This is a genomic window from Clostridium senegalense (assembly GCF_018916625.1).
Lineage (GTDB): Bacteria > Bacillota > Clostridia > Clostridiales > Clostridiaceae > Clostridium_J > Clostridium_J senegalense.
This window is the reverse complement of sequence record NZ_JAHLNC010000011.1, coordinates 17,797-39,545: the sequence shown is the minus strand read 5'-3', so window position 1 is coordinate 39,545 and position 21,749 is coordinate 17,797. Positions and strand designations below refer to the sequence as shown.

At 27.2% G+C, this 21,749-nt stretch carries 9 protein-coding genes; all 9 read left to right on the top strand.

The annotated features are described in order from the left end of the window. Nucleotides 1–1,322: 1,322 nt before the first annotated feature. The 9 genes from KQI36_RS15595 (at nucleotide 1,323) to KQI36_RS15555 (ending at nucleotide 21,736) form a co-directional block, all read left to right on the top strand. Nucleotides 1,323–1,937 carry a hypothetical protein gene (locus KQI36_RS15595; RefSeq protein ID WP_216451703.1) on the top strand — a complete coding sequence of 205 codons (615 nt, stop codon included), beginning with the start codon at nucleotides 1,323–1,325 and terminating at the stop codon, nucleotides 1,935–1,937. Between the two features lie 183 nt (nucleotides 1,938–2,120). Then, a complete protein-coding gene (locus tag KQI36_RS15590) occupies nucleotides 2,121–2,813 on the top strand; it encodes a hypothetical protein (RefSeq protein WP_216451702.1) in 693 nt (230 codons plus the stop codon). A 252-nt stretch (nucleotides 2,814–3,065) separates the two neighbouring features. Beyond that, the gene (locus KQI36_RS15585; protein WP_216451701.1) at nucleotides 3,066–5,393 is read left to right on the top strand and encodes a cell wall-binding repeat-containing protein; all 2,328 of its coding nucleotides are present in this window, start codon (nucleotides 3,066–3,068) and stop codon (nucleotides 5,391–5,393) included. Between the two features lie 1,787 nt (nucleotides 5,394–7,180). After that, on the top strand, nucleotides 7,181–8,542 hold the full coding sequence (locus tag KQI36_RS15580) for a TIGR00366 family protein (protein ID WP_216451700.1): 1,362 nt from the start codon (nucleotides 7,181–7,183) through the stop codon (nucleotides 8,540–8,542). 599 nt (nucleotides 8,543–9,141) lie between these two features. Further along, nucleotides 9,142–10,227, top strand: a complete 1,086-nt coding sequence (locus tag KQI36_RS15575) for a hypothetical protein (RefSeq protein WP_216451699.1) — start codon at nucleotides 9,142–9,144, stop codon at nucleotides 10,225–10,227. A gap of 332 nt (nucleotides 10,228–10,559) precedes the next feature. Continuing rightward, nucleotides 10,560–11,876 (top strand): Ig-like domain-containing domain, encoded by a 1,317-nt coding sequence (locus KQI36_RS15570; RefSeq protein WP_216451698.1) that lies wholly within the window; start codon nucleotides 10,560–10,562, stop codon nucleotides 11,874–11,876. Between the two features lie 1,381 nt (nucleotides 11,877–13,257). Next, on the top strand, nucleotides 13,258–17,418 hold the full coding sequence (locus KQI36_RS15565; RefSeq protein WP_216451697.1) for a cell wall-binding repeat-containing protein: 4,161 nt from the start codon (nucleotides 13,258–13,260) through the stop codon (nucleotides 17,416–17,418). 938 nt (nucleotides 17,419–18,356) lie between these two features. Continuing rightward, nucleotides 18,357–20,627 (top strand): cell wall-binding repeat-containing protein, encoded by a 2,271-nt coding sequence (locus KQI36_RS15560; RefSeq protein WP_216451696.1) that lies wholly within the window; start codon nucleotides 18,357–18,359, stop codon nucleotides 20,625–20,627. 896 nt (nucleotides 20,628–21,523) lie between these two features. Then, nucleotides 21,524–21,736, top strand: a complete 213-nt coding sequence (locus KQI36_RS15555) for a hypothetical protein (protein WP_216451695.1) — start codon at nucleotides 21,524–21,526, stop codon at nucleotides 21,734–21,736. The last annotated feature ends 13 nt before the right edge of the window (nucleotides 21,737–21,749 follow it).

Here is a 21,749-nt window from a genome sequence, read left to right as displayed (position 1 = left end):
TTATGAAAAAAGTATCAAAGGTTACAATGGAAGTTTTAAAAGTATTATTTATAGGGGTATTGGTAGACGGAAGAAAGTTATTACATTAATATAAGGAAATATTACAAAGATGAAATTTAATTTTAATCCAAATAAATTTTTAGTTTAAAGCAAAGAGAATATAATTAAATCAACAAGAGGAAAGGTGGAGAGATGAATGAAAAAAGTAACAAAAATAACAATGGAAATAGTAAGAGTAATGTTTATAGGGGTATTAGTAGATGCTAAAAGCTTAGCAAAATAAAAAAAATAAATAAATAATAAAAAAGAAGAAAGGCGGAATGAATTATGAAAAAAATATCAAAGGTTACAATGGAAGTTTTAAAAGTATTATTTATAGGGGTAGTGGTAGACGGAAGAAAGTTATTACATTAATATAAGAAAACATTACAAAGATGAAATTTAATTTTAATCCAAATAAATTTTTAGTTTAAAGCAAAGAGAATATAATTAAATCAACAAGAGGAAAGGTGGAGAGACGAATGAAAAAAGTAACAAAAATAACAATGGAAATAGTAAGAGTAATGTTTATAGGAGTATTAGTAGATGCTAAAAGCTTAGCAAAATAAAAAAATTAATTAAATAATAAAAAGAAGAAAGGCGGAATGAATTATGAAAAAAATATCAAAAGTTACAATGGAAATTTTAAAAGTATTATTTATAGGGGTATTGGTTGATGGAAGAAAGTTAGCACAATAATTAAAATAACATATTAAAATAACATATTAAAATAAATATAATTAGATTAACAAAAGAAAGGTGGAAAATTAATGAAAAAATTTTTAGATTTATCAATAGAGATTTTAAAAATATTATTTATAGGCATATTAGTTGATGGAAGAAAATTAATACAATAATAATAAAGAAAGTTGGATATAAGAAATATGATAATTGAGAATTACTTTATAACGTAAGACTATTTAATCTAGAAAAGTTAGATTAAATAGTCTTTTTTTATGGAATTAATATTACTATTATTACAGTAAATTACAAAGAACTTTATTGTATTAAAGTCTTAAATTACAAAATAGTTACAGTTTTTAAAAAACTATGTACTATTTTACATATTAGCAGTACAATGATGTTGAAATTAATTTTAAGTGTACATTTAAAGAAGAATTTATTAAATTTATGTTTCATTTTGGAGTTTTTTTAATAAAAAACTCTAACATATTACAAAAAACATATAAAAATAAAAAATAATTTAAAAACATAAAATAAATATATACTATTTTATACATTAATGTTAAAACAAGAATAGTTAATTTTGGAGGTATTATACAATGAATTTTAAAAAGGGTTTATTAATTTTAATGTGTACTTTAACATTGGTGGGATGTAGTTCTTCAAAGGAAGAAAATAAAAAAGAAGAAACTAAACCTAAAACTGAAAGTACTGAGAAAAAAGACGATAATAAAGTAAAAGAAGAAACTAAAAAGGAAGATGAAAAAAAGAATACAGCTAGTGAAGATAAAGAAAACGTTTCACAAAAAGAAAATGGTTCAGTAGAAAATACACAACAACAAACAATAACAGAAGAAAAAACATCAAATGAAAATGTATCAAAGCCTAAAAATGAAACAATAACAGAAGAAAGTGCAAAAGACCTTATAAAGGTTGCAGATTCAAAAGATGTTCTAAAGAACATAGAAGATGGAGGCATTTTAAATAAAGTAGAATATTCACCTGATATGGGATGGTGTGATGTTTCAAAACATTGGGAGATTCCACAAGAGGAATTTATGTATTTTATATTAAAGAATGATTCCCATGTAATAAGAAATTATGTTGTTGGAATGAGTTCAAAGAATGTTTATAGAATATCAGCTCAAGGTGGTGTACCAGCATATGTTATGGAAAATGGGGAAAGAGTAAAAGAATATAAATGGAAAGAATAGTTTCTTATTAAACATTGTGTATTATTTTAGATTAGTAAAAATGTACTTAAATTTATAGAAAAGAAGGTAGTTAATAAAAAAAATTATAAAATGTGAGCATGAATATTTTTATTATATTAAAGAATTAATTTATTTATATTAATCAAAAGATTATTTTGGATTTATTTCAGGAGGAATTATACTATGAATTTTAAAAAGATTATATCAATTTTACTTTGTGCTTTAACATTACTTGGATGTGCATATCCAACAAAAAATGCTAAAAATAAACAAACTAATACTATAACTATAAGTACGGAAAAGAGAAATGATACTAAGGTTAATGAAGAATTAAAGGTGGAAAATAACACTAACAATATAGAAAAAACTGATATTAGTGGCTGTAATGACATGGAAGAAAATCAAGAAGAAATTCAAAAAGAAAACCAAATAGATGAAAATATAGTAGAACAACCACAATATGAAGAAGAAATAGTAAAAGAATCAGATGAAAATAAAGAGGAAAATAGAGAATCTCAAGTAGATGAAAAAATTGAAGAAAAAGAAGAACCTCAAAATCAAGTTATAACAGCAGATGAGGCAAGAGCGCTTTTAATAGCAAATGTAAATCTTGTTAAGAAGTTTTTAGAAGAAGGACATACTGTTGGAATAATAGAAGATAGTAATAATAACAATTGGAAAGAGATAGTAAAACATTGGGGAATACCAGAGGAAGATTTCATCTGTTTTGCTGCACCACAAGATTTAGAATGGTCAATGGTATATGCAGTAGGTTTAAGTTCAGGAAATGTATATGAACTACCAAATCAAGGCTGTGTTCCAGCATATCTTATGCAAAATAATAATAGAGTTCAAGAATATAACTGGATAGAATAATTATTAAAACAACATCTTAAATATTTAAGGTGTTGTTTTGATTTTAAAAGGCAACATGGAACCCTAGAGTAGTGGTAGATAAATCAGTTGAAATGTGTTATGAATAAAAAAATTTATTTATAATTTAAGGCTTAATTTTGAACTTTTGTAAAGTGTTATATTGTTATAGTGTAAAATTTTAGTATGAATTTACGATATAATAAATAGGTTATTGTGAATTTAAAATACTTATTATATAAAGGGGCAATATTTATGATATTAAAAAGTAAAAGGTTATTAAGTCTTTGCATTGCAGGTATGTTATCTTTAACTACTATTCCTGTTTTAGCTGTAGATAATGAGGTTGAAGTTATAAGATTGGCAGGAGAGGATAGAATAGAAACTTCAATTAAAGTAGCAGAAGAATTTTATAAAAATAATTCTTTAAATATAAATAAAGCAATTCTAGCACCAGCTGCTGATAAAAATTTAGTTGATTCTTTAACAGTGTCACCACTGGCTTATGAATTAAAGGCACCTATTCTTTTAAATGATTTAAAAGATAAAGTAAATAATGAAGTTTTAAAAGAGTTAAAAAGTAGAAATGTAAAAAGAGTATATATACCAACAGGAGAGTCTAATATTTCTCGTAAAGTTGAATTAGAACTTTTATTAAATGGTATATTAACTGTAAGGTTAGGTGGAGGAGATAGATACGAAACAGCATTAAATATATTAGAAGAATATAAAAGTTTAAATGGTGATTGTAAAAATGTTTGTTTGGTATCAGGAAGTGCTATACCAGATGCACTTTCTATAGCACCAATAGCATCTAAAAATTCTATGCCAATAATTTTAGCAGAGAATAAATACAATGTTTCATCACAATTAAAAAGTGTAACTTATGATGCACAAAAGGTATATGCTATTGGTGGAGAAACTTTATTGTCAGAAAGTTTAATAAAGAGCTTAAAAGCAGAAAGAATATTTGGAAAAGATAGATATGAAACCAATGGTGAAGTTATTAAAAAGTTTTATTCTAGTGATTTAGAAAGTCTTTATATAGCAAATGGAAATAATAATCATTTAGTAGATTCGTTAACGGCATCAGTATTGGCTGGAGATACTAATGGACCAATAGTTTTAACTAACAATGAGATTACTGAAAAAACATTAAATGTTTTACAAGAAAAAGTCACAGATAAAACTAAAATAATTGCTTTAGGTGGAGAAAAATTTGTATCAGATGAATTAATTAAGAGTATAAAATCAAAAAAAACTCCTAATACAGATAGTGAAGATGTTAAATGGGCAAAAGAAAATTTAACATTAGGTAATTTATCAAATGTAACGGATAATTTGAATTTACCTATAAAAGGTGAAAAAGATGTAAGTATAAAGTGGACAAGTAGTAATAATGTAGTTATAAGCAGTGAAGGAAAAGTAAGAAGACCAATATTAAAAGATACTACTGTAAAACTAACAGCGACTTTAAGTAAAGGGGAAATTTCTGATATAAAAGAATTTTATGCTACTGTGAAGAAAAAAAGTATTACTGGAGATGAAACAGTAGTTATAAATTCACAGGAGGAATATAAAGCCGCCTTGAAAACAGCATTAGAAAAGTTTGATAATAATTTAGTTTTAAAGATAAGTAATTATGATGATAATGATTATAACCTGAAAAAAATTAACGAGGTTCTTATTGAAAATCCAGATATAAACTATGGATACACAGGTGCAGAAGCAAATATTTCAGGTGGTACCAATAGTTCAGAAAGAATTTTAAATATAAATTTTAAGTATTCTTTAGATAAAGAAACTATGGATATGGAAAAAGCAGCAGTAAAAGTTAAAGTTAATGAAATTATAAAAAATATTATAACTGATGATATGAGTAGTGCAGAAAAGGAATTAGCTATACATGATTATATAGTAGAAAATGCTGAATATGATGTGGAAAATTATGAACAGGGAATATATGTTCCAGAAGACCATAATTCATATGGAGTTTTAATTGATGGAATAGGGGTTTGTGAAAGTTATGCAAAGGCAATGCATGAGCTATTAACAGCTGTAGGTATAGAGTGTAAGTATGTTACAGGAAATTTAGAAGGTAATGTTGGACATGCTTGGAACATGGTTAAGTTAGATGATGGACAGTGGTATAATGTGGATGCTACTTGGGACGACCCTACTTACACAAATTCTAGTGATAGAATGTTAAAGGTGTCCCATAGATACTTTAATTTAGATGATGCGAAGTTTAATGAAGATCATATAAGAGGGGAATATGAGCAAAGTTTTCCAGCTGCTAATGGAACAAAATATTCTGCTGAAAACATGAATGTTTTAGAAACAGATATTAATGGAAATGAATTTGTAAGAGTTTATAGTAAGGAAGAATTAGATGAAGTAATAAAAAATTCTCTTTTAAATAAAGCTGATGTGTTAAATTTAAATATTTCACAACTTGGAATGACAGTGAATGAAGTATCACAACAAGTTTTTGAAGTAGCTAAGAAGTATAATATAGATTTAAAAGGTTATACTTTACGCGTTTTAGAAGAGGAATATGTTTCATATAAATATCAGTGGTAAAAAATACTAAGATGTTGTCTAGATGTTAGACAGGGATGGAGGAAACGGGAGCTTAGGTAGTTAATAGTTAAGAGTTAAGGAGGGAACTGGACTTTTAGTCCAGTTTCTTTCAATTTAAAGGAGTAAAATTTAAGTTTGAGAGATAAAACAAACAAAAACTATATTCAAAGTTTACAGCCGTAACAAATGGGACAGGCACGAAAGGTGTATACCCATAAAATAGATAGTAGCTCTTATAATTTAATTACTGTAAATAAAAAAAGTTAGCCAGTCCCTTAGTTAGTTAATAGTTAATAGTTAAAAGTTAACAGTTAAGGTTGAAACTGGATAACCAGTTTCTTTGAATTAGAGGGAGTAAATTTTGTGTTTGAGAGATAAAACAAACTAAAGCTAGATTCAAAATTCACAGCCGTAACAAGAAGGACAGGCGTACCGAAGTAAATTTTCCATAAGGTGTTTTTCCAGTGAAATCGAAAGATTATCAATAAAACCTAAAGCAATCAAAGCCGGTCCTTAAGATAGTTAATAGTTAAAAATTAATAGTTAAAAGTTTAGGATGAAAGTGGTAACCACTTTCTTTGAAATTGTTTGGGACTGGCTTTGAGTTATTGTGTTAGTAATATAAATTTAGGAGAGCATCAAGTGTTAACGAAGAAAATAAATTTACCGTGCCTGTCCCATTTGTAATGGAACCACACTTAGAAAAAGTTCTTATTTAAGAGCTTTACTTTACTATATATAAATATCTTAATAGAAGAAATTTAAAAGTTATTATATAGCACTAAGTGAACGTTGATGTCTAAGGGTACAGCCGTAACAAGAAGGACAGGTTCATTTAGTTGTATCACCATAAAAACTCTAGTACTCAATAAAAAGGCTAGATAAAATTAATTACCAAGTAAAGAACCAGTACTTGAGCTGCAAAGCAGCGTACCTGTCGGGTACTGGTTCTTTACTTATTTTATTGTGGGAATACAACAATTGTGGAATCTACAGTTTAAACGAAGAAAATAGCCACAAATGAACCTGTCCCTCTTGTGATGGCGTAAAAATCTTGGATAATTACTTATTTAGAAGTTTTACTTTTGCAGGTCTAAAAATACGTTGAGAATTACTAGGAACGAAGTGAGTAGTAATAACTACAACTATTCATTCTTAACTCTTAACTAAAAAAGCCCCATTTTTGATGAAGCTAAGACCATAATTTTATTGCTTACTTAGATTTTTTTAGTAAACTAAGTTATTAGTTATAAATTTTAAGAGATTTTCAAAAAAATAATAGAAAAATATTAGGTTATAAAAAAATTTTAGTGAAAAATTTGTAAGGTTTTGTATTTTTTAGATATATAAGTTGAAAAATATGCTGTAGAATTGTATAATTATTTTGAATTGAAAAACAAATATAGTGAAATATTCCCACTTTTAATTTGTTCAAGAAATTATATATTTTCTTGATTTTAAATTGAACTTGAGCATATGCTCACTTTTTTGCTGCTCAAAATTAAAATTTAATTTCAGAGATGTATAGCAAAATAATTTTAATTTTATTTTTTATATATTTAATGCATTAATAAATATTATTTTGCTATAAATTTCAAGGAAGAAAAAATCAAATAGGTTTTAGGTAATTAAGAAATGAGAGGTGGAATCAAAGTATTTGTTTTTGTAATATATGTAGCTTTAGATGAATTTTAAATGAAATAGGTTTAGTCGCAATAAAGGAAATAACTATACAAAATTAGTAATACTCTTAATTCTCAATTGCTTAGGCAAGAGGAGGGTGTGTTATGTTTAAAAAATTTACAAATGGTTGTGTTAAGTTAGTTCAAAAATACTTACCAGACCCATTTATCTTTGCAGCAGTACTTACAGTTTTAGTTTTTGTTCTAGGTATGATTTTAACAGGTCAAACACCGGTTCAAATGGTTGGACACTGGGGAAATGGAATGTGGACATTATTAGCCTTTTCTATGCAAATGGCATTAGTTCTAGTTTTAGGACATGCTCTTGCAAATGCTCCAGCTTTTAACAAATTACTAAAAAAAATGGCGAAGGTGCCTAAAAATCAATTTCAAGCAATTATAATAGTTACTTTTATTTCATTAGTGGCATGTTGGATTAACTGGGGATTTGGACTTGTTATAGGAGCTATATTTGCAAAAGAGGTTGCAAGTCAAGTTAAGAAGGTTGACTATCGTTTATTGATAGCATCAGCATATTCTGGATTTTTAGTTTGGCATGCAGGACTTTCTGGTTCTATTCCATTAACTGTAGCAAGTGGTGGAGAAGATGTTAAGCAATTAACTAGAGGGGTTATAGATAAAGCTATCCCAACAAGTGAGACTATATTTAACCCTGTTATGTTAGTAACTTTAATAGTACTTATGATAACATTACCACTTGTTAATAGAGCTATGCATCCAAGTGAAAAGGATACTGTTGTTATAGATCCATCTTTGTTAGAGGATTCTAAAGAAGAAGTTGCAAGTTCTGTAGCGGTTACGCCAGCAGATAAAATTGAGACAAGCCCTGTAATATCAATACTTCTTTGTGTTTTAGGATTTTCTTATATAATTTATTATTTTATAACTAAAGGATTTAATCTAAACTTAGATATTGTAAATACTATATTCTTATTTACTGGTATATTGCTTCATAAAACACCAAGGAATTATGTTGCAGCAATAGGGGATGCTGCTAAAGGTTCAGCAGGAATTATACTTCAGTTCCCATTCTATGCAGGAATAACAGGAATGATGATAGGAGCTAATGCTGATGGAGCATCATTGGCAGGAGTTATATCAACAGGATTTGTATCTATATCTACTAAGACTACATTTCCAATATTCTCATTCTTAAGTGCTGGTATAGTTAACTTCTTTGTTCCTTCTGGTGGAGGACAATGGGCAGTACAAGCTCCTATAATGTTACCAGCAGGTCAGGCTTTAGGAGTTCCAGCAGCAATAACATCTATGTCTATTGCTTGGGGAGATGCTTGGACAAATATGATTCAACCATTCTGGGCATTACCTGCACTAGGAATAGCTGGTCTTGGAGCGAAAGATATAATGGGATATTGTTTGGTTGACCTTATATATTCAGGAATAATAATAATACTAGGATTTTTGTTGTGCGGATTTATATTTTAGGTATATGAAAATAAATACTATATCAAGAATTTGAAGCATATTTAAATTATTATTTATTTGATTATGCCTTAAGGGAGTAAAAAAAAGAAACTGGATTTCCAGTTTCTTTTTTTGTGGTTAAATAAGTTATTAAAATGATAAATTCATAGAAAAATCTATATACACTAAAGTTTTAGTGAAAAGAGTACGTTTATACTAATAAGGGGTATATTTAAAAATTATTAAACTAATTAATGACAGAAATTTATATAACAGATTATTAAACTAAGCATAGGGCTTAGTTTAAATTATTTTAATAGGATGGTTTATCTAATAAGTTGAAAAAATGTTAAAATATACTATAATAAAAAGGGGTTTCTTATATGGGAATACAAACTTAGAATTAAGTTTATTCATCAAATTTTTGTTATAAGTTTATAAAAAGTACCACTAGAATTATTAACAAAACATCAACTTGAATAAGCCACATCCATTAGTATTGTGAGAATAGTAACTTTTTCATTTGATAAGAGCATAAGTTTAAATTGAAATTTGAAGCGTTAAGTTGATAACAAGTTATGTTATGTAGAAAAGTATTTAAAATAGGGGAGGCTTTTATTATGATTTATATAAATTTATCTGAAATTATGGAGATAGAAGGATTTAATGAAGAGGAAGATAAGGTCGAAATTGTATTTAATAATAAAAATTTTGAGTTTAAGACTTTCAAAGATTATGGTGATAAATCTTCTATTGTTTTAAAAAAAATTTGTGATGAAGAGTTAAATAGTTGTTGTGAAGATATAGAAATAGTTATGGAAGAAGATAAAAATAATATATTAAAACTTGAAGAAGATGAAGTTTTAGATGAAAAAGTAAATATAGATATAGAATTGAATTTAAATAATAAAGAAATTGAAAGTTATGAAGCAAGTGAACATGTAGAAGAAGTTAATGAAGTTATAGAGGAACCTTTAAAAATTTTAAATGCAGACTATAATATTTTAACAAAAACTTTTTCTTTAAGTTTAAATAGAAATTTAGATAGTAACTTAATAAAAAATGATTTCTTTGATATTTTCGAAATGAATTTAATGGAAGAGGATAATAAATTTCTTAAATTTGTAAATAAGATTGAAAAAATAGAGTTAGAAGAAAATTTAGTTAAAATTAAGTTTGAAAGTTTTCAAAGTCTTGATTTAAGTAAGGCTATAGATATAAAGTTTATTGAAAATAACATAATAGAAAATGTTGATTTAGAAAAAATAGATGTTAAGATAGTAAAATATTTTATAAAAAATGAAAAGGAGAAAGTAAAACTTTTTAGTGGACAGGAATTAAATAAGATATTAACAGAATTTCATTTTTCCGGTATCGTAGAAGAATTTGAAATGACTATGGAAGGTGCTGGATATTTATTTACTAATAGTAATATAAAAATAAAAAAAATAAATAACGATATGTATGCAATTAATGATGAACAGAATATAAAATTTAAAGATAGTGAAGAAAAGTATGTAGGGTATGTTGGATTTGAAGAAGCGAATATAAGCTTGAAACTACCTACAGGTATAAAAAAAGTTTTTAATTTATCATTTAAATTTTTAGATGATAAAATTATAGCTATATGGGATTATAATGATCTTATGAATGAAATTGTAGAAACTATGAAATTAGAAAATATAGTAGTTTCTGCGAGAGGATAGAATTTACAGTAAAAAGCTAAATAGTTAAAATTTAACTAACTAAAGTCCGTTCGGATAATTATTATTCAATAAGAACTAAGTATAAAATAATTGCAACTTTGAACTTCTTAGTATATAATATTTCATAAGATGCGTAGCATCTATGTGTACAATACAGAAATAAACTTCATAGAGATGATATTTTGTTCGCTAAATGTATTGTCAAAAAAACCTAGCAAATCCCCTACTTGCTAGGTTTTTAATTTTGAAAAAATTTAAAATACTGAATAATTTTATCGCTTCTAGGAAAACTAAAAGAGTATTATGTTTTTTAGAAAGGGAGCGATATAGCAATGAAGAAAAAATTTTTATTTGGGTTAGTGGTAGTAGCTACTACAGTTACATTAGGTTCTTATAAAGTTGTGCTTGCTAAAGATAGTTTAGTTAAAGGTAATAATCAAATTGAAATGGTATACACTCTAAATTCTAACCCAGTTGAGGAATTTAAAGTTAACTCTGCAAAATTTAAAAATTCCAAGGAGTTAGAGATAGTTTTTTCACAAAAAATAGATAAGGATTATATTTTATATAAAGACGGAAGATTAATTGGTCAAAATATGTCTATAACATTAAAAGATGGTAAAGGTAAAGAGAATGTAAAAGGCAAGCTATCAGAAGATGGAAAGACAATTGTAATAACTAAAATTGATGGCTCTGATTTTGATGGAGAATATGTCATAACTTTGAGTAAGGATATTAAATCTGCTACAGGAAACCCAATGGGAGAATTTACAATGAATTTATCAGTAAAAAAAGAAGCTAATATGAAAGAACCAGCTGAAACTGATAATAAAAATCAAAATAATAAAGAAAATAAAAATGTAAAAGAAGAAGTTAAAAATGAAAAAGTTAATATGATTAAAGAACCTAGAATTACACATGGTAGTGAAAAAAATAAAAATATCTTTGTAGCAAGGTTTAAGAAAGAGGTTGCTGATGAATCACTAACTAAAGAAAATTTTAAAGTTATGACTAAAATGGGTAAAGAACTTCCTATAACTTTAAAAAAAGAAGGTAACACTGTAATAATTACAGTAGAAAAGAGTTTAGTTGAACCAGATAAAAATGGACTTATAAAGATATCTAATGTTAAAAGTATAGATAATGAAATGTTTAAAGAAAAGCTTCAAGAGGTTGAATTAATAGGAAATAACAATTCTTTATCAACAAAAACAGAAGATGAAAAAACTGATGAGAAAGTTGAACCTATTGAAGAGATAAGATTAGAAAAAGAAAATTCTAAAGAAGATAGAATAAAAAATAAAGATAATAAAAAAGAAACAATAAACTTAGAAGAAAACAAAGAAGATAAAGAAGACAAAAAAGAGACTATAAACATAGAAGAGAATAAAGAAGATAAAGATGAAAAAAAAGAGACTATAAATATAGAAGAAAATAAAGAAGATAAAGAAGATAAGAAAACAATAAATATAGAAGAGAAAAAAGAAAATGATAAATATAAGACAGAAACAATAAATATAGAAGAAAAAGTAGATGAAGATAAAACAAAAGAACATGAAACAGAAACTTTAAATAAAAATGATGAACTAAAAAATAAAAAAGAAAGACCTAATGCAAAAGAAATAAATAGTAATTTAAAAATGAAATAATACATGTAAAAACACTCATGTCTTGTAGAGGATATGAGTGTTTTTGTAAATTGACAATGATGGATGAAACTGGAGTTTAATTAGTTAAGAGTTTAGGATGAAAGTGGCAACCACTTTCTTTTTAATCTATAAATATAATTTGCTTTGTAAATTTATATAAAAATACGTTGAGAATTACTAGGAACGAAGTGAGTAGTAATAACTACAACTATTAATTATTAACTCTTAGCTCTTAACTGAAAATATATAATATTTTAAAAGTGTGAAGCCGTAACAAGAAGGACAGGTTCGCTTAGGTTGTAGCACCATAAAAAACTTTAGTACTTAATAAAAAAGTCTAGATAAAATAAATTACCGAGCAAAGAACCAGTACTTGAGCTGCAAAGCAGCGTACCTGTTAGGTACTGGTTCTTTGCTTATTTTGTTATGGTAATACAGTGATTGTGGAATCTACAGTTTAAACGAAGAAAATAGCCACAAATGAACCTGTCCCACTTGTTATGGCTTAAAAATTTAGAAAAATTGCTTATTCAGGTGTTGGGGACTGGCTTTGATTTTTTAGGTAGAAATATAAAGTTAGGAGAGCATCAGATGTTAACGAAGAAAATAAATTTACCGTGCCTGTCCCATTTGTGATGGAGGTAGAACTTGGGGTAATTGATTGTTTAGTTGAGGTAGACGGTTTTAAAAATTGACAATGGACAAAGGGCAATTAATTAGGAATTGACAATGGACAATTGACATTTGACAATGGTTGAGGAAACTGGGCTACCAGTTTCTTTGAATTTAGGGGAGTAAAATTTGAGTTTGGGAGATAAAACTAACTAAAGCTAGATTCAAAATTCACAGCCGTAACAAGAAGGACAGGCGTACCAAAGTATATTTTCCATAAGTTATTTTCACAGTGAAATCGAAAGATTATCAATAAAACCTAAAGCAATCAAAGCCGGTCCTTAAGATAGTTAATAGTTAAAAATTAATAGTTAAAAGTTAAGGATGAAAGTGGCAACCACTTTCTTTTTAATCTATAAATATAATTTGCTTTGCAAATTTATATAAAAATACGTTGAGAATTACTAGGAACGAAGTGAGTAGTAATAACCATAACTGTTAACTATTCACTGTTCACTTTTAACTGAAAAAGTCCCTCAACTATTAACTTTTCACCCTTAACTAAAGAAGTCCCTCTTGTGATGGAGACGGTACTTTGGTATAGTTGCTTACTTAGAAGTTTTGAATTTCGGAGGTATTTTCAATTTATAGTGAGTTTTGTATAAAATTTTCTATAAAAATTCCGATAATATAGGGTAAGAATTAAATATAAATACTAAATTATTTAATTCTTAAATAAAGAGGTAGTTTTACCAATGGGGGGATTTGATTGAAGAAAAGAAACATATTGGCTATGATTTTAGCTGGATGTTTAGTTTTTTCTAGCGGTACAACTTTTGCATCTACACAAAAGTATGTATTAGCAGGAGAAAATAGATATGAAACAGCAGTCAAAGTTAGTGAGTATGGTTTTAATAGAGCAAGTAATGTTGTACTAGTAAATGGAACATCAATAGCGGATGCATTATCGGCAACACCTTATGCAAAAATGAAGGATGCACCAATACTTTTAACAGAAAAAAATAGTTTAAATTTTGATACTAGAGATGAAATAAGAAGACTTAAGGCTTCTAATGTCTATATTGTAGGTGGAAAGAGTGTAGTTTCAGATAGTGTTGCTAACGATTTAAAAAAACTTGGATGTAATGTTTATAGAATTGCAGGTTCAGATAGATATGAAACTTCATTAAATGTAGCTAAAGAAATGGACAAGAAAGAAGATATAAGTGAAGTTGCAGTTGTAAATGGCATAACAGGTTTAGCAGATGCATTATCGGTAGCATCACCGGCAGCTAGTAGACATATACCTATAATTTTATCTTCAAGAGATAACTTATGGGGTTCAGAAAAATGGATGAATGATGAAAAGATAAGTAAAAGCTATATTATAGGTGGAAAGGCAGCTATTTCTGTTGATGTAGAAAATAAGCTAAATAATTCAGAGCGATTATTTGGCCAAAATAGATGGGAAACCAATGCAGAAGTTTTAGAATATTTCTTTAATACTAATGATTTATACAATGTTTATTTAGCTAAAGATGGTAGTTTAAATCAAAATCAATTAGTAGATGCTCTAGCAGCAGGTTCAGTTGCAGCTAAAGAAAATTCACCGGTTATATTGTTGGGAACAGAGTTACATGGTACTCAAGAAGAATATTTAAAATCAAGAAATTCAAAACTTTTAACAGAAGTTGGATATGGGTTAAATAGAAAGGCTGTAGAAAAAGTAAATTTTACATTAAATTTTAAAAATGTAGGGGAAACAGAGGTAGGATTTGTAGATTATAAGAACTGTGAGCAAATTCAAATACATTTTGGTTCACCGATAGATGAAAGTACTGTTATATATAATGGAAAGTTAAAAAGAGATGTAATAGATATTTCTGCAACTGATGACCATACAATAGAAGGGGATATTGATGGTTTAGATGAGTTTTATGCAAGACTTGAAAGTGATAAGAAAACCTTAACAATAACAAGAGATATTAGTAAGGGAAAAATATTTAATGGAACTTATGATATAAGAGTATCTGATAAGGTGAAAACAAAAGATGGATTATCATTAGAGCCTTATGTGGAAAGACTTAGAATAGTAGATCAAATAGCACCACAGGTAGAAAGTGTTATTTATAATGATACTTATGGAGAATTAACAATAAACTTTAGTGAACCTATTAAAAAATTTCCTAATATAACTATAGACGGGAAATATGTAACAGAAGATCAAAATGTATCTTTTAGTAACACTAAAGATAAAATTGTATTAAATAGAAAAAAATTAAATGAACTTGAATCAATAGGTAGAACTATTCAAATTATAGTAGATGGGTCAAAAGATTATAGAGGTTTAGAAATGGTAAGATATGCTCAAAGCATTAGACTTGTTAAACCTAGTGAGGAAAGAAAAGTTGAAAGTGTAAAATTAAAAAACTCTAAAGAAATGGAAATATTATTTGCATCACCAATAAATCCAAATTCGGTATTAGATTCTAATGGAAAAATACTAAAAAATAATATTTCTATAACTTCTGTAGGAGATAACAAAGAAGATAGTATTATAGGTAGTGGTGATGATTTATATGGTAGCTTATCGCCAGATAAAAGAACATTAGTTATAAAAAGAGATTTTAATAATGATAAGTTTTTTGAAGGTAAATATAATGTTTTAGTAACAGAGAATGTTATGACCATTGATAATGCCAACATTGTTAAACACAATGAAACAGTAAAATTATCAGATTCAAAAAAACCAGAAGTTACTTCAATAAAATATGATGAAAGAACTGGTAAAATTACAATAACATTTTCAGAACCTATAAAGAAAAAACCAATAATAACTATGACAGGTGGATATATAGATAAAGGTAAGAGTGTAACATTTAAAGAAACAGAAATGACTTTAAATACAGCAACTAGAGATTCTATAACAATAAGTTATGAAGCCATTAAAGAACATAACTTAGTTAAATATGATGAGCCAGATGGCAAAGAATATGAGATAACAGTTGAAAATGCTAATGACTTTGCAGAGAACGTTCAACAAAAATATGGACCTAAAAAAATTCATATTAAACCTATGGATGAAGGATTTAAAGTAGATAAAGTGGAGATATTTGATAAAAATAATAGAAAAAATGGAGAAAATGTATTCTTAGTTTACTTTAATGAAAAAATAAATAAACCAACTGGTAAAAACTTCGGACTTGAAGGAATTGCTACAGAGGCATCATTAATTGAATTTGTAGAAAATCCAGAAACAAAAGTAAATGATTCTAAAGTTGTGAAAGTAACTTTTGGAGAAGGTACTGTAAATGTAGGTAAAACAGATGGAACAGATGAAACAGAGGGTTCAGGTCCAAAATTGGCAAATTTAACAATTAAAGATATAAAAGCTCAAAGTGGAAGAATTCTAAGATACGCTGAAGGAACAGTAACTGTGAGAGATAATACATCTCCGTTTATTGTAGAACAAAAATATGAGGCATCTAGTGGCAAGTTAACCCTTCAATATAGTGAGAAAATGAACTTTGAAGATGAGACCATATTAAAACAAGTGGCTAAATTTGCTAAAAAATATGAAATAACATCGACAGTTAATAAAACTAAATATACGAACTCAAGTTTATCATCAATAACGGCTGTAGATATAAGTGCAGATAAGAAAACCATAACTTATACGTTTGAGATATCAGATAATTTTAGAGCCATGATGGCAGGAAAGGATTTAATGATTCAGCAAATGGGAAATGAAAAAGATGAAAATGGTGTTGAATCTAAGCAAGAGAAGGCTAAAGAGATATCTAGAACTGAACTTGATATAGCATATATAAATGAAATTGGTGGAACTAATGAAAATAAATTAGAAATTTGGTTTAGTGAGGAACCAAGAATGACTCAGCATAATATTAAAGTTCACTTACAATCAAGCAATATGGATATAAATTCAGATTATATTAGCGTAAGTGTAAATAAAAATATTGCAACAGTTACCATTGGTAGAAGTACTGTATCATCAGATCAACAGGCATCAATTATTGTTACTGATGTTGTTTCAACCGGAGGAAAATCATTAATCAATAAATATAATACTAATGTTAAGTTGAAAGAAAATTTGGAATGTGAACTTATAAATGCAAGTTATAATTATAGTCAGAAACTACTAGAGCTTAATTTTTCTACACCTGTTAAGGGTAGTACAGTTAAATATTTATTTAACTCTATACAATTTGGGAGTAGTAATAAAGGATTATTAAGTGCATATCCTAATGTAACAGCATTATTACCAACAGTTGATAGTTCCAATATAAGCTTGAAGATAGATATTAATGGTAATGAGGCATCTCAAAGGTTCTTGGAGTATATGATGACAGCACAAGATATTACCTTAAAGACTGGAGAATTTGATGTTTTTGGTAAATCTGATATGCTTGATAATAGAGATTGGAAATTGAAACAAAAGGATGTAAAACCAATATTATTAAATTTAAAAGGAAAGCCCAACGTAGAAGTTAGTCAAAAGGGAAATACAACTTTAATGAAGGGACAATTTTTTAGAGATACTCAAAAGTTAGAATTAACATTCAGTGATGCTGTAGTTACGGAAAATGATTGGCAAAATAGATTATTTAATTCTATTAAATTTATGTATAGCAAAAATGATATATATATGGAGTCAGATTATAATTATCCGAAAATAGCGGATGTGTCTTTATCAGGGAATGTAGTTACTGTAGGCTTTGATACTTCAACTACTAACAATTTTGTAACCTACATTAATAAAAATCCTGGAAAATTAAGTCTAGGAGTAGAACAAGTTTATTTTACTAATCCAGCGAATGGATATAAGTTTATATATGATACTAGCTTAAATGGATTAGCAGACAATCAAGTTATATTAGAAGTTCTAAATACAAAACCAAAAGTGGATTAATGAGTTCTATATTAAAATACCTAAATGATTTATCATTTGGGTATTTTTATTGCAATTAATGACTAGAGGGTTTGAAAAATTGACAAGAGACAAAAGACAATTAGTTAAAAATTTACATTTAATAATGGACAATTAAAAAAAATTAAGGATTAATAATTGAAGAGGAAAATGGAGTTTAGATAGTTAAGAGTTAAGAATTAATAGTTAATAGTTCAGGATAAAACTGGACTGCCAGTTTCTTTGAATTAGAGGGAGTAAAATTTTGAGCTTGAGGGATAAAACTAACCAAAGCTAAATTCAGGGTTTACAGCCGTAACAAGAAGGACAGGCGTACCAAAGTATATTTTCCATAAGTTATTTTTACGGTGAAATCATAAGATTATCAATAAAACCTAAATTAATCAAAGCCGGTCCTTAAGATAGTTAATAGTTAAAAATTAATAGTTAAAAGTTAAGGATGAAAGTGGCAACCACTTTCTTTTTAATCTATAAATATAATTTGCTTTGCAAATTTATATAAAAATACGTTTAGCATTACTAGGAACAAAGTGAGTAGTAATAACCACAACTATTAATTATTAACTCTTCACTTTTAACTAAAAAAGCCCCATTTGTGATGGAGGTTTAACTTTGGGTGATTGCTTTCTTAGATTTTGTTAGCAAATCTAGATTTAAAATATGTTGAGAATTAATTGATTATGAATTTTGCTAAATTCTTTAAATTACTATTTTATGTATTAATTTAAAATCCCATCTTTCGATAATTTAAGAAGAAGTTAAATTATAAAAATTATTATATGCTATTCTTGGATTTGATATATTTTTATAGTAAACTAAAGGAAAATGAGTATAATATTATAATTTTTATAAGTTACTGTATTGAATTTGTTTATAAAGTAATTTTTAATATTTACATATTCTTTGAAAGGAGAAAATTTATGAGAAAAGGGTTAAAGCTTGTTGCCAACCTTTTGTTGATTTCAACTATTGTTTTAGGTTCTACATTAAGTTCTATAGAAGTTTTTGCAGCTAATAATGATTTAATGGGAATGAAAAAATTACATGGAAATGATAGATTCAGCACTGCTGTTGAAGTTAGCAAAGATGGTTGGGGATATAGTAATTATGTTATTATAGCTAATGGTTTTGGTTTTGCAGATGCATTATGTAGTGCACCGCTTTCTAAAACATTAGATGCACCGATACTTTTAACAGATAAAACATCTCTTCCGACTTCAACGAAAAGAGAAATTGAACGTTTAAATGCAAGAAGAGTATATATAGTTGGAGGAGCTGGTGCAGTTAGTGCTAATGTTGCAAACCAACTAAAAGATATGGGACTAGCTGTTAGTAGAATTAGCGGTAGTGATAGATATGAAACATCACTAAATGTTGCAAAGGAAATAAATAAAACTAATACTGTAAAAGATGTGGTAGTTGCATCTGGTGAACAGGTGTCTCAGGGGGTAGATGCATTATCTATTGCACCTATTGCTGGAGATGCAAAAATGCCAATAATATTAAGTCCTAAAAATTCTATGACATCATCATCTAGAACATGGTTAAATAGTAAACACGTACATGCAACTTATGTTATAGGTGGAACTACTGCACTTTCTAACAATGTGTTTAAACAAGTTCCAAATGGAAAAAGGTTAGAAGGCAGAAATAGGTATGAAACTAATTTAGAAATATTACAAGAGTTTAGTAACTACTTAGACTTTGACAGTGTTTATATGGCTAAAGGAGAAAAATCATCAGTAATAGATGCATTAACAGCAGGACCAATTTCTGCTAGAGAGGGAAATCCTCTAGTTTTAGTTAGTGATACTTTAGACTTAACACAAGAAAAGTTCTTATCAAAATATACACCTACACATCTTACTGCTATTGGTGGACAACTAAAAGATGAAACTATATATCAAGTAGGAAGAGTTTTAAATAGGGAAATAGCAACAGGTGTAAGTAAAGTTATCATAAATGATAAGAGAAGAATAACAGTTGAATTTAATGGAATTGTTAATGGTTATGAGGCTTCCAAAAAAAACAACTATACTATATGTGGAAGTATGGTACAAGAAGCAACAATACAACCAGATTATAGAACTGTTGTTTTAAGATTAAAATACGATTTAGATAAGAGTGCTCTTCTAAATTTTGAAGGTGAAGCAGAAAATATATTAGGAATAAATATGAACTATATATTTAATAAAGGTAACACTAATATAGAAGATAATGTAACTGACGGAGATAAACCAAGGGTTCTATATGCACAAACCTTAGATGCTGTAGAAGAAGGTGGAAATAAAATTTTAATTAAGTTCTCTGAAAAAGTTATGGAGTCAGATGCAAGAAGACTTGAAAATTATAGAATTAAGAGAAGAGATGGAAGTTATGTAAGGGTGAACGATGTTGTCTTTAATAAAGAAAGGGAAGATGAGGCAATATTGTATACAGAAAGTTTAGATTATGCAGGTAGATATTTAATAGAAATTGATGGAATTAAAGATCTTGCAGAAAATATAATGGAACCATATAGTGATTATCTTGATATATTTGACACAGGGGCATTAAAAGTTATTGAGTATAAAGTTAAACCAGGAACTTATCATAATAGTAAAAAGGTTGACATTATATTTAACAAGAAATTAGATAAGATAATGGCAACACAGGAAAGAAACTATAGGTTACTAGATGCTCAAGAAAAACCTATAAATGGATCAATTGGTTCAATTGTTTATGATGAATATTCTAGAGATAGAGTTACTGTTGAACTTATAAATCTAAAATATGATGGAGACTATACTTTAGAGGTTTCAGGAGTTACTGATTTATCAGGAAATACACTTCCAAGAACTAAACTTGAAATGAGAAATTTAATAGTTGAAAAACCTAGAATAGTTGATACACCATATGTAAAACAAACAGGTGATCAGAATAAAAGAGTAGTTATAGTTAACTTTAATCAAGAGTTGAATAAAGATGATGCTACAAATCCTTCAAATTATGAAGTGAGATTTAAAGATGGTAGTGCAGATACCTATATAGAAAGAGCTGACTATAGATTTGATGGTGGAAAATCTACAGTAACATTATATTTAGATAAGGTGATATCTGATGCTAAATATGAATTAACAGTAGATGGAATAAGGAATACTGAAGATTTTATAATGGATAGGCAATCAGTAGAATTTGAAGTTGCTCCTTAAAAAGTAATAATAATTTTAGCATAAAAAAAGTTGCTTCAAAATAGAATTTTAAGTTTATTTTGAGGTAACTTTTTTGTTGGAATTAATTAAAAATTTATTAAAATGATTTCAAGTATTTAGCAAAATAATCAACAAATATCGATGCAGTTTTAAAATAAGTTAAAAAATAAGAAGTTTTATAATATGTAAAAAAATAAAAAATAAATTTTAAGATTTAATAATAAAGAAAAAGGTCAAATAAAAAAATAATAAGTCAAATAAAAAAATAAAAAAATCTATATTACATTACAAGTTTCGACAAATTAATATAATGACATATGGTATAGTTAAATTGTAGTAAAAATATATATTATAACCGAATACAAATATTATACTAACGCAATAGGTAACTTTTCAGTTATGTGACTAAGAGAAATTTTTAGAAAACAGAAAGAAAAGCTTTACTAAATTAATCTCAAAGATAATTAATATCCTACTTAATGTTATTAAGTAGGATATTAATTTTAAAGAAATATATAATTGTTAATTAAAACTATATAATCCAATATTTCATAATTAATAAAAATAATTAGATAGGATAAATAGTAAAGTAAATCATTGGTACTTGAGCTGTATGTAAAAGTATTGATTTTACTAATATATAGAGTTATAATCGATTTGTAAACGTTGTTATGAAAAAGTTGTTTTTATATTATAAAGAAAAGCTTGTCATTTTGTTGGCAAGCTTTTGTAATAATAAATTTTAAGAATATATAATATGTATTCTTAAAATTTTATTTGATATTTTAGCCTAAAAATTTAAAGAATTTAGTGAAAAGTTGAAATTTTTAATAAGTATAAAGATATATTATTCTAATGCTGCATATAGAACAATTCATAAGACAGGGGGGATTTTTGTGATATGTTTTAAATGTGGTACTAAAGTTAAAAAGGTTACAAGCTATTGCGATAAATGTGGTGCATTTATTGGATATAATGATAGAAATTTAAAAGATAGATTTAAGGGGAAAATGAAAAGCTATAAATTAAAGGTTAGGGGATTGCCTATTCAAATTAAGGTAATGTTAGGTATAGAAATCATGGTTATTTGTATATTTTTTATGGGATAAAAGATTAATTCAG